At 66.9% G+C, this 10499-nt stretch carries 11 protein-coding genes; all 11 read right to left on the bottom strand.

The features are described 5' to 3' along the window. On the bottom strand, positions 1 to 714 hold a 714-nt coding region (locus HY726_22505), incomplete at its 3' end, for a F0F1 ATP synthase subunit beta (protein MBI4611770.1). Between the two features lie 142 nt (positions 715 to 856). Further along, a complete protein-coding gene (gene atpG / locus HY726_22500; GenBank protein ID MBI4611769.1) occupies positions 857 to 1726 on the bottom strand; it encodes an ATP synthase F1 subunit gamma in 870 nt (289 codons plus the stop codon). Between the two features lie 64 nt (positions 1727 to 1790). Further along, positions 1791 to 3317, bottom strand: a complete 1527-nt coding sequence (locus HY726_22495; protein ID MBI4611768.1) for a F0F1 ATP synthase subunit alpha — start codon at positions 3315 to 3317, stop codon at positions 1791 to 1793. Positions 3318 to 3320: 3 nt separating this feature from the next. Next, complete coding sequence (gene atpH / locus HY726_22490) at positions 3321 to 3866, bottom strand: ATP synthase F1 subunit delta (GenBank protein ID MBI4611767.1); 546 nt, start codon at positions 3864 to 3866, stop codon at positions 3321 to 3323. Beyond that, a complete protein-coding gene (gene atpF, locus HY726_22485; GenBank protein MBI4611766.1) occupies positions 3863 to 4423 on the bottom strand; it encodes a F0F1 ATP synthase subunit B in 561 nt (186 codons plus the stop codon). The genes atpH and atpF overlap by 4 nt, the downstream gene beginning before the upstream one ends. An 82-nt stretch (positions 4424 to 4505) precedes the next feature. After that, complete coding sequence (gene mnmA / locus HY726_22480) at positions 4506 to 5606, bottom strand: tRNA 2-thiouridine(34) synthase MnmA (GenBank protein MBI4611765.1); 1101 nt, start codon at positions 5604 to 5606, stop codon at positions 4506 to 4508. Between the two features lie 12 nt (positions 5607 to 5618). Then, positions 5619 to 6452 carry a ParB/RepB/Spo0J family partition protein gene (locus tag HY726_22475; protein MBI4611764.1) on the bottom strand — a complete coding sequence of 278 codons (834 nt, stop codon included), beginning with the start codon at positions 6450 to 6452 and terminating at the stop codon, positions 5619 to 5621. 222 nt (positions 6453 to 6674) lie between these two features. Beyond that, complete coding sequence (locus HY726_22470; protein MBI4611763.1) at positions 6675 to 7436, bottom strand: ParA family protein; 762 nt, start codon at positions 7434 to 7436, stop codon at positions 6675 to 6677. A gap of 86 nt (positions 7437 to 7522) precedes the next feature. After that, positions 7523 to 8227, bottom strand: coding sequence for a 16S rRNA (guanine(527)-N(7))-methyltransferase RsmG (rsmG, locus tag HY726_22465; protein MBI4611762.1), 705 nt, complete (start codon positions 8225 to 8227; stop codon positions 7523 to 7525). Next, positions 8172 to 8804: a Jag N-terminal domain-containing protein gene (locus tag HY726_22460; protein MBI4611761.1), complete on the bottom strand. Its 633-nt coding sequence runs from the start codon at positions 8802 to 8804 to the stop codon at positions 8172 to 8174. Before HY726_22460 ends, rsmG begins: the two co-directional genes overlap by 56 nt. Continuing rightward, complete coding sequence (gene yidC / locus HY726_22455; GenBank protein ID MBI4611760.1) at positions 8801 to 10441, bottom strand: membrane protein insertase YidC; 1641 nt, start codon at positions 10439 to 10441, stop codon at positions 8801 to 8803. The genes HY726_22460 and yidC overlap by 4 nt, the downstream gene beginning before the upstream one ends. Positions 10442 to 10499 lie beyond the last annotated feature (58 nt).

Genomic DNA, 10499 nt, shown 5'->3' with positions numbered 1-10499 from the left:
GTACTCGGCGGCGGTGAGCCCGGTGAGCCCCACGCGGAGCCGTGCCCCAGGTGGCTCGGTCATCTGGCCGTAGATCAGCGCGGTCTTCTCGATGACGCCTGACTCCTTCATCTCGAGCCAGAGGTCGTTACCCTCGCGGGTCCGCTCCCCCACCCCGCCGAAGACCGAAATCCCGCCGTGGTGCTTAGCGATGTTGTGGATCAGCTCCATGATGATGACGGTCTTGCCGACGCCGGCACCGCCGAAGAGTCCCGTCTTGCCGCCTCGCGTGTAAGGTTCCAGGAGGTCGATCACCTTGACGCCGGTCTCCAGCATCTGGACGCTGGTCTCCTGCTCCTCGAAGGGCGGCGCCGGGCGGTGGATCGGGTAGGTCTTTTCGAACTTCACCGGCCCCTGCTTGTCAACCGGCTCCCCGATCACGTTCAGAATCCTGCCGAGCGTTTCTCTCCCGACAGGGATGGAGATTGGCCCGCCTGTGTCCACGACCTGCATCCCGCGGGTGAGCCCGTCGGTCGAGGCGAGCGCCACGGCACGCACCCGGCTGTCCCCGAGGTGCTGGGCGACCTCCAGGACCAGCTTCTGCGAGTACGAGAAGATGTCCTTGACCTCGACTCCCGGGACCTCCAGCGCGTTGTAGATCGCCGGGAGCTTGCCGGGCTCGAACTCAACGTCCACCACCGGACCGATCACCTGCGCGATCCTGCCTTCGTTCATCCTAGGCTCCTTAATTCGGCCTCGCCGCGTGCCGGGCCTGCCTCCCGGCATGGCCGACGGCCCTCGGCTCGAACATCTACTCGGGCCTCGCCTCGTGAGTGTCGTCGCCTGCGGCTCCTCCGAACTCCCTCGGCTCGAACATCTATTCGACCGCCTTCCTGAGGGCCTCGGCGCCGCCCACGATGTCCAGAAGCTCTTTTGTGATCCGCTCCTGGCGGGCTTTGTTGTACTGGATCGTCAGCAGCTCGATCATCTCCTGAGCGTTCTTCGTCGCGGCATCCATGGCGGTCATCCGGGCGCCGTACTCCCCGGCCAGCGACTCCATGAGGGCCCGATAGACCTGGGTCGTCACGTGCCTGGGGAGGAGCGCGGCCAGGATCGCGTCCGGGGACGGCTCGTAGAGATAGTCCACGAGCGGTGCATCGGCTCCTTCCGGGGCCGACTCGATCGGGAGGAGCTGCACCCGCACGACGCGCTGAACCGTGACCGAGCGGAACTCGTTATAGATCAGGTGGACCTCGTCCACCTCCCCCGCGGCGTACGCGTCGATGACCCGGGCCGCGAGCTCCTGAGCGTGGGAGTACGCCAGGCGATCGAAGAAGCCCACCATCTCCGACTTGATGCTGAACGCGCGGCGACGGTAGTGGTCGCGGACCTTGCGCCCGACGACGACCAGGGTCACCGCGGTCTCCCCCGACCCGCGGATGAACTCCAGCGAGCGCCTCAGGACGTTGGCGTTGAAGGCGCCGCAGAGCCCCTTGTCGGCGGCGATGATGAGGACCAGGCGCCGCGCGGTTTCCCGCCGGGCCAGCAGCGGGTGCTGCTCGGGGCTCACCCGGAGGGCCAGGCTTGCCAGCAGCTCGGACATCTTCGAGGCGTAGGGACGCGCCTCGACGATCCGCTCCTGGGCGCGGCGGAGCTTGGCCGCCGCGACGAGCTTCATCGCGCGGGTGATCTTCTGCGTGGACTGGACCGAGCGGATCCGCCGCCGGACCTCGCGAAGTGTCGCCATAGCCTCGCAGGGGGGCTACGCCCTCCTTCCGATCCTCCTCGAAGAGACGGCAGGCATGCGAGACTTACGCGGCCTTGATGCCCTTGGCCTGAACGAACTCGGCCTTGGCTTCCTGGATGACCTGGTCCAGGGCCTGGCGGAGACCCTCCGACAGCTCCTTCTTGTCGCTGATCTCGCCGTAGACCTGGGGAGCGCGGCGCTCGACGAAGGGGTACAGGAACTCCTCGAAGGGCGCGACCGCGTCCGCCGGCAGGTCGTCCAGGTGTCCCTGGGTGCCCGCGTAGATGATCACGACCTGCTTCTCCATCGAGACCGGCGCGTACTGCCCCTGCTTCAGCACCTCCACCATGCGCAGACCACGGGCGAGCTGGAGCTGGGTGGCCCGGTCCAGCTCGGACCCGAACTGGGCGAAGGCCGCCAGTTCGCGGAACTGCGCGAGGTCCAGCCGGAGCTTCCCCGCCACCTGACGCATCGCCCTGACCTGGGCGTTGCCGCCGACGCGGGAGACGGACAGCCCCACGTTTACAGCGGGCCGGATCCCGGCGAAGAAGAGGTCGGTCTCCAGGTAGATCTGGCCGTCGGTGATCGAGATGACGTTGGTGGGGATGTACGCGGAGACGTCGCCGAGCTGGGTCTCGATGATCGGCAGCGCCGTGAGCGAGCCGCCGCCCAGCTCGTCGTTGAGCTTGGCGGCCCGCTCGAGGAGCCGCGAGTGCAGGTAGAAGACATCGCCCGGATAGGCCTCGCGTCCGGGCGGCCGGCGGAGGAGCAGCGAGAGCTGCCGGTAGGACTGGGCGTGCTTCGAGAGGTCGTCGTAGATGCAGAGCGTGTGCCGCCCGCTGTCGCGGAAGTACTCGGCCATGGCGCAGCCCGCGTACGGGGCCACGTACTGGAGCGGCGCGGGCTCCGACGCCGTGGCCGCGACCACGGTCGTATAGGCCATCGCCCCGGTGTCCTCGAGGATCTTAACCACCTGAGCCACGGTCGAGCGTTTCTGCCCGACGGCGACGTAGAAGCAGTACACCCCCTGCCCCTTCTGGTTGATGATCGTGTCCACGGCGATGGCAGTCTTCCCGGTCTGCCGGTCGCCGATGATCAGCTCGCGCTGGCCGCGCCCGATGGGAATCATGGCGTCGATCGCCTTGATCCCGGTCTGGAGCGGCTCCTTGACCGGGCGGCGGTCCACCACGCCCGGGGCGTAGCGCTCGATCGGCCGGAACTCCTTCGCCTGGATCGGCCCCTTGCCGTCGATGGGCTGGCCGACAGCATTCACCACGCGCCCGACCAGCGCCTCCCCGACGGGAACCTGGGCGATCCGCTTGGTCCGCTTGACCGGATCGCCCTCGCGAATGTGGGTGTCCTCGCCCAGGAGCACGGCGCCGACGTTGTCTTCCTCGAGGTTCAGCACCATGCCGAAGATGCCCTCCGGGAACTCGAGGAGCTCGCCGGCCATCGCGTGCTCCAGGCCGTAGACGCGCGCGATGCCGTCGCCGACCTCGATCACGCGTCCCGTCTCCCTCAGGTCGACCTCGGCCTCGTACCCCTGGAGCTGCCGCTTGATGATCTCGCTGATCTCCCCCGCCTTGATCATCCGCTACCCCCTGACCAGTTGCTCGCGGAGCCGGGCCAGCTGCCCGTTCAGGCTACCGTCGACCTCCAGGCTGCCGATGCGCGCGACGAAGCCGCCCAGCAGCGTCGTATCCACCACATCCTCCACCAGCACGCGCCTGCCCGCGACGCGTCCCAGTCCTTCGGCGAGCGCCCGCCGCTGGGGCTCGGTGAGCGCCACCGCCGAGCGCACTTCGGCGCGCGCGAGGCCCTGCGCCTCGTCGACGAGCCGGCGATAGACCCGGACGACCTCGGGAAGATGGTCCAGGCGCCCCCGCACGGCGAGCAAGCCGAGGAAGTCCCTGGCCAGCGCCGACCAGCCCGCCCCCTCGGCGACGCCGGCGATCACCGATTTCTTCGCCTCGCCCTTGATCCAGGGGCGCAGGAGAAAATCGCTCAGCTCCTGGTGGGCCGCGACGAGGTCGCGGGCCGCCTCGAGCTCCTGCGCCACTGGCTGCTCCCCCCGCGCCTCGCGCGCCAGGAAGAACAGCGCCCGCGCGTAGCGCTTGGCGGTCGCCTCCCGCCGCTTCACCTGGTGCGCTCCAGTTCCGCGATCGCGGCCTCGACGATCCGCCGGTGGTCCTCGTCGCGGAGGCTCCTGCGGAGGAGCCGCTCGGCGATCGCCGCGGCGATGTCACCCACCTCGCGACGCAGCTCCTCCCTGGCCCGCCGGACATCCTGCTCGATCTCGAGCCGGCCCGATTCCACGATGCGCCGGGCCTCCTGGCGCGCGGCCTCGACCAGACGCCGCTGCTCCTCCGCCGCCTCCCGGAGCGCCGCCTCGCGGATGGCCTGAGCCTCCGCGTGGGCGGCCGAGAGCCTGGCCCGATGCTCCTCCTGCTGGCGCTGGGCCTCGGCGCGGGCCAACTGGGCCTCTTCGAGGGACCGCTTGATGGCCTGGCTCCGCTCCTCCAGCTTGGCGAGGAAAGGCCGGTAGAGGAAGCGCCAGAGGATGAGGAGGAGCAGGAAGAAGTTGATCGCCTGAACGATCAGCGACTTGTCGAGGCTGATGAGCCCCCCTTCGGCGGCAAACGCCGACTCCGGGAGGAGAAGCCATCCACAGGCGACGAGCCCGAACCTCAAAGCCATGCGCGAGTGTCTCCTCTGAGCCGTTGTGAAAAGAGGAGCAAGCAAAACAGTAGCAACGAGTAGCACGGCCGCGACAGAACTGTCAAGCCCTGTCGATGATCCCGCCCCCGATGACCAGATCCCCCTGGTAGAAGACCGCCGACTGGCCGGGTGTCACGGCCCGCTGGGGGGCGTCGAAGCGCACGCGGACGCGGTCGCCTCCTGCCGGCGAGAGCGTGGCTGGAGCTGGCGTATGGCTGTGGCGGATCTTCACGGCGACGCGCAGCTCGCCGTCGAGGCGATCGAAGGCGATGAAGTTGACACTGGACGCGACGAGATGGTCGGTCTCCAGGTCCTTCCCTTCCCCCACCACGACCGCGTTCCGCTGCCGATCCAGGGCCAGAACATAGAGGGGGCGGTCCCCGCTCACCCCGAGGCCCCGGCGCTGGCCGACGGTATAGGCGGCAAGGCCGCGGTGCGTTCCCAGGACGCGCCCCGCTCGGTCCACGACGGGGCCGGGGGCGAATGCGTCAGGGGCCTGCCTCTGGAGAAACCCGCGGTAGTCGTCATCGGGAATGAAGCAGATCTCCTGGCTCTCGGGCTTGTCGGCCGTCACGAGGCCGAGGGCCCGCGCCCTGGCCCTGACCTCGCCCTTCGTCAGCTCGCCGACCGGAAACCGCGCCGCCGCGAGCTGGGCTTGCGTCAGCGGCCAGAGAAAGTCGGACTGGTCCTTCCGCCCATCCTTCGCTTTCCAGAGGAGGAGCCGGCCGGTCGTGGCGTCGCGGGTGATCCGGGCATAGTGGCCGGTGGCCACGGCCAGAGCCTCCCAGGCGAGGGCCCGACGGAGGAGCGTGCCGAACTTCACCTCGCGGTTACAGACCACGCACGGGCTCGGCGTCCTCCCCGCCCGGTACTCGCCAATGAAATCGGCGATCACCGTCCGGTCGAACTCGCGCTCGTGGTTCAGGAGGTAATACGGGATTCCGAGACGGCGCGCGACCTGCCGCGCGTCGTCCACGGTCTCCGGCGAGCAGCAGCTCCCGAAGCGCTGCCGCGGATCCTCGGGCTCACGCCAGGGCCAGACCCGGAGCGTGACGCCGACGACGTCGTACTCCTGCTCGACGAGGAGGGCGGCCGCAACGGACGAGTCCACCCCGCCGCTCATCCCGACGACGATTCGTTCGCCTCGCCTCGCGCTCGCCATTGGCTTTTTACTCTACATCGGTTTCCGCGTGATCTGCTCGACCAGCCGCTCGAGCTCCTCGCGCGAGGCGTACCCGACCTCGATCCTGCCGCGCTGGTCGCTACCGACAATTCGGACGCGCGTAGCGAGGCTCTCGCGCAGGGCCTCCTCCAGGGCGGTCAGCTCGGGCGAGCGGCGCGGGGCTCGCCTCCGGATCTGGCTGCGCTGAACACCCTCCTCGGTGGTCCTCACCGACCACGAGTGCGCGAGAATCTCCTCGCGCAGCTTGAGCTGCTCCACCGGCGACGAGAGCGCGAGAAGGGCGCGGGCGTGCCCCATGGTCAGCCGTCCGGCCCTGAGGTCCTCCTGGATCAGCCCGGGGAGCTTCAGGAGGCGAAGGCAGTTGGCGATGGAGCTTCGATCCTTCCCGACCCGCTGCGCCAGCTCCTCCTGGGTCCACTGGAACTCGGCCAGGAGCCGCTCGTAGGCCTCGGCCTCCTCCATCGGATTCAGGTCCTCGCGGAGGAGGTTCTCGACCAGGGCCAGCTCGAGGCACTCGGAGTCGCTCGCGTCTCGGATGACCGCGGGAATCGTCTTGAGCCCGGCGAGCCGGGCGGCGCGCCAGCGTCGCTCCCCGACCACGATCTGGTAGCCGTTATCGGAGTGACGAACGACGACGGGCTGGAGCACGCCGGTCTGCTTCACCGAGGCGATAAGCTCGTTTAAACTATTGGAATCAAAGGACTTTCTTGGTTGATTCGGATTGGGCTGGATGGCGTCGACCGGGATGTCCAGAAACCGGCCCGGCTCGCCCGCTGCCGGCGACAGCAGCGTCCCCAGCCCTCGACCCAACCCCCGTCTAGTCATGGGCGAGCACCTCCGCTAGCACAATCGGAGGGGGCCCCGACGCCCCCCTCCGAGGCCTCCCCCAGGAATCGGTTGCGCGGGCGAAGCCCGCGCTCGAAGCACATTGCTCCCGAGAAGCTCCTGGGAGGCTCTCGGAATAAGCACGTTCGAGCGCCGGCTCCGCCGGCGCAACCGATCGTGGGGGGAGGTCCGGAAGGGGGGCGTAGCCCCCCTCCGGGTTCCCTAGTCACGGACGAGCACCTCCTTCGTGAGCTCGAGGTAGGCGATGGCCCCGGCTGATCTCAGGTCGTAGAGGATGAGCGGCTTTCCGTGACTCGGTGCCTCTGACACGCGGACGTTCCGGGGAATGATCGTTTCGAAGAGCTGAGCCTTGAAGTGCTGTGTGACTTCTTCCCTCACCTGCGCCGAAAGTGTTGTCCTGCCATCGAACATCGTGAGGAGGATCCCTTGGATCTGGAGCCGAGGGTTCAAGCCCTCTTTGACGAGGCGAACCGTGTTCATGAGCTTGGCCAGCCCCTCGAGGGCGTAGAACTCGCACTGGAGCGGAATCAGCACCGAGGCGGCCGCGACGAGGGCGTTGACCGTCAGAAGCCCGAGCGATGGCGGACAGTCGATCAGGATGAAGTCGAACTTCGATAGGACGGGCTCGAGGACCCGCCGGAGCTGGAATTCGCGCTCCTTGACCGGGACCAGCTCGATCTCGGCGCCGACGAGATCGATGGTGGACGGGGCGAGCCAAAGAAACGGGACCTCGGTGGGGAGCAGGGCCTTCTCAACGGCCTCCTCGCCCATGATGACCTGGTAGGTCGTGACCGTAAGCCCGGAGCCCGTAACACCGAGCCCGGTGGTGGCATTTGCCTGAGGGTCGAGGTCAACGAGGAGGGTCTGGCGTTCGGCTGCCGCGAGACCGGCGGCCAGGTTAACAGCGGTAGTGGTCTTTCCGACTCCTCCCTTTTGGTTGGCTACTGCCAGAACCCGGCCCACCACCGCCTCACCGGATCAGTTTCACGTGGAACATGGAACCATCCCTGTTTCACGTGCAACATTGTGTCAAATACGCAACCAGGATCTCAAGAGTTTTTTTCGACTACAAGGAATAGCCTGGGCTTGCCCGAAACCGGCGACATGGCCTCTCGCCAGCGGCCCCCGGGGATCCCTGGTAGCGCCGAGCCCCTGGCTGGAGGTCCGGCGGCTACAAATCGCCCGCCCGGTTTCACAAAGCCGAGGGCCAGAGGAGCCATCGTTCCGATTGGCCCTGAGGCCCGCGTGACGACAGCATCGAACCCCTCCTTCAACCCCGGAACACTGCCCAGGAGGGATTCTGCGCGTCCCGTCAGGACGGTGACCCCCTCAAGCCCGAGCTCCCTGACGACGGTGGCCAGGAAAGAGGTCCGCTTTCGGCGGACCTCAATGAGTGTTAACTGCCATTCAAGCCTGACGATTTTGAGCGGGATTCCGGGCACCCCGGCACCCGAACCCAGGTCCAGGACCCGGCAGCCTGCCGCCAATGGAAGGTATTCGAGAAAGAGGAGCGAGTCGAGGAAAAGCCTCTCGACGATCTCTTCGGGCTTGCGGTAGGCGGTCAGTGAGTGGACCCGGTTCCAGCGGAGCAGAAGCGAAAGGTAGGTGGAGAAGGCAGCGACTTCGCGATCGGTGGGGGAACGATGAAGGATCTTCTGGAAATTAAAGGAAAGCCCGGGCGCCCTGTCCAAGACGGGTTCAAGCCCGGCGAGGAACCGGTGAGATAACGAGACGCCGGAGCGATCCTTGGCCATCGCTGGAGGTGCGGACGCCTGGATCATGTTGAAGGGTCAAGTGGATGGTGCGCCGGTCTAGGGGGGACATGGGCTCGAGGATCGCCGCTTCGCCGCTCGTCTTCACTTGCTCAGCCAATTTTAGCGCGCGCTGGACCAGGAGGCGCTTCCTCCGACCACGGTACTCCTCCACGTCAACCTGGACCGGGGTCCGCTCGCCAAGCTGACGGCTGAGGATTCTAGAGATTAAAAAGTTAATAGAATCCAGAGTTTGTCCCTGTTTTCCGATCAGGAGCCCGGCGTCTTCCCCCTTCAGCTCGAAGCTCAGCACACCCTCGACCTCGTGCTGGCTTATCTCCACGCTGACCCCAACGAGCCGCAGGAGATCCTGGAGGAGACGGCGCCCGTGGAGGATCTGATTCCCGGTTGGCGTGACTGTGAGTCGAACCCGGGCCGTCCGTCCCCCGAGCCCGAGAAACCCCTTGGTGCCCTCATCCAGAACCTCCACCAGGACGTACTCGCGGCCCAGCGCGAGCTTCTGGAGCCCGGCCTCCACGGCCTCCTCCGGGGTCCGCCCCTCCTCCTCCAGCACGGTCACTGGCGCTTTCCCTCCCGGGATTCCTTGCCGGCAGGCTTCGCCCCGTGGTCCATGTAGGACTGCTGAAGGATCTGGAGCACGTTGGAGACGAACCAGTAGAGGACGAGCCCCGAGGGCAGGTTCAGGAACATGAAGGTGAAGAGCACCGGCATGAAGAGCATGATCTTCGCCTGCCGCGGGTCGCCCACCGTCGGCGTCATCTTCTGCTGGATGAACATCGAGATGCCCATGAGGATGGGGAGGATGTACGTCGGGTCGTACTGACTGAGGTCGCAGATCCAGAGCGCAACGCCGAAGAGTTTGCCGAAGCAGAGGAAGGCCGCGTTCTGGAGCTCCACCGACAGCGAGAACACGAGGTAGAGCGCGTAGAAGATCGGAATCTGGATCACCATGGGCAGGCAGCCGCCCATCGGGTTCACCTTGTGCTTTCGGTAGAGCTCCATGGTCTCGCGCTGAAGCCGTTGCGGGTCCTTCTGGTACTTCGCCCGGAGCGCGTTGACCTGGGGCTGAAGCGTCTGCATGGCCTTCATGGAGGCCATGCTCTTGAGCGTGAGCGGGTAGAAAATGATCTTCGTCAGCACCGTGAGCAGGATGATCGCGACGCCGTAGTTCGGGATGTAGCGGTACACGAAGTTCATCAGCCAGAGGATCGGCACCGCGAGCCACTCCATCCGCAGGAACGGCAGGTAGAAGAGCTCGCCGAAGTGAATGGTCTGCTCGAGCCCGACCCCCACGGCGCGCAGCCGGTCGTACTCTTTCGGCCCGAGATAGACCAGGGCGCGCCCTTCCCAGCTCTGCCCTGGGGCCAAGGTCGGGGGAACGGCCTTGAGGGCAATCTCGACCTGGCCGTCCGGTCCCTTCTGCGTCACGAGCTTGAACCCGGGGCTCCGGGGGATCAGCGCCGCAATGTACCACTCGCTCTCGAGCCCGATCCACTCGCCGGCCGCGGCCGTCTCGCTCACTTTGTCGAACTCCTCACGCTGGACGCCGTGGGGAAGGAGCCTCACGACACGCGTGGGGCGCTGCCCCTGGAACTGCTCGCCCTGGCCTTCGGGCCACTTGCCCTGGGTGAACCAGGGAAGCAGGACCTCCGCGGACTGCGCGACCGAGTGCCTGTTCTCGATCTTGACATGGACTTCGAGCCGGTAGTCCTGGGCGCTGAAGGTGAGCGACTCCACGACCCTGACCCCGTAGCCATCGGCTCCGACGAGAGTGAGGTCGCCACGGGGCCGCCCGGCTCCTAAGACGAGGCGCTCGGGGCTGACTTCGAAGGCCAGCGGCTGGGCTGCCCCGTCTCGGTGGAGGCTGAGACCCTTCGAGCCCACGAGATCCTTGAGCACCATGGCTTTGTCGCCCCGGTAATGGATCACCCACTCGATCACTTTCCCCCCCTCGCTCTCGACGCGAGCACGGTAGAGGGGGGTCTCTACCGTGACGACCCGGCCTGGTGGGGCAGCCTGGCTCAGGGGCTTCAGGGGTGGGGGAAGAGGGGCGGGCGCCTCCTGAACCGGCGCCGCCTTTTGCTCCCTCGCCGACTCGGGAGGCGGCGGCGGGGGGGGAACCGGCGGGAACAGGATCTGGTAAAGGATAAGAAGGGCGGCTATGAGGACGGCCGCCAGAATCGCTCGTTTTTCCATTGGGTTCCGCTAGTTGACTCGGAGGGGGGCTTCGCCCCCCTTCCGAACCTCCCCCAAG

It is taken from the genome of Candidatus Rokuibacteriota bacterium (assembly GCA_016209385.1).
In the GTDB taxonomy this organism is placed as follows: Bacteria; Methylomirabilota; Methylomirabilia; order Rokubacteriales; family CSP1-6; genus JACQWB01.
Note: the sequence above shows the minus strand (reverse complement) of the source record. Positions and strands in the feature narration are given on the sequence as shown.

Bases quoted from the DNA above. Each gene is read 5' to 3' on its own strand.
- atpG (MBI4611769.1), bottom strand. From the start codon at position 1,726: ATGGCGACACTTCGCGAGGTCCGGCGGCGGATCCGCTCGGTCCAGTCC.
- HY726_22495 (MBI4611768.1), bottom strand. From the start codon at position 3,317: ATGATCAAGGCGGGGGAGATCAGCGAGATCATCAAGCGGCAGCTCCAG.
- atpF (MBI4611766.1), bottom strand. From the start codon at position 4,423: ATGGCTTTGAGGTTCGGGCTCGTCGCCTGTGGATGGCTTCTCCTCCCG.
- mnmA (MBI4611765.1), bottom strand. From the start codon at position 5,606: ATGGCGAGCGCGAGGCGAGGCGAACGAATCGTCGTCGGGATGAGCGGC.
- HY726_22475 (MBI4611764.1), bottom strand. From the start codon at position 6,452: ATGACTAGACGGGGGTTGGGTCGAGGGCTGGGGACGCTGCTGTCGCCG.
- rsmG (MBI4611762.1), bottom strand. From the start codon at position 8,227: ATGGCCAAGGATCGCTCCGGCGTCTCGTTATCTCACCGGTTCCTCGCC.
- yidC (MBI4611760.1), bottom strand. From the start codon at position 10,441: ATGGAAAAACGAGCGATTCTGGCGGCCGTCCTCATAGCCGCCCTTCTT.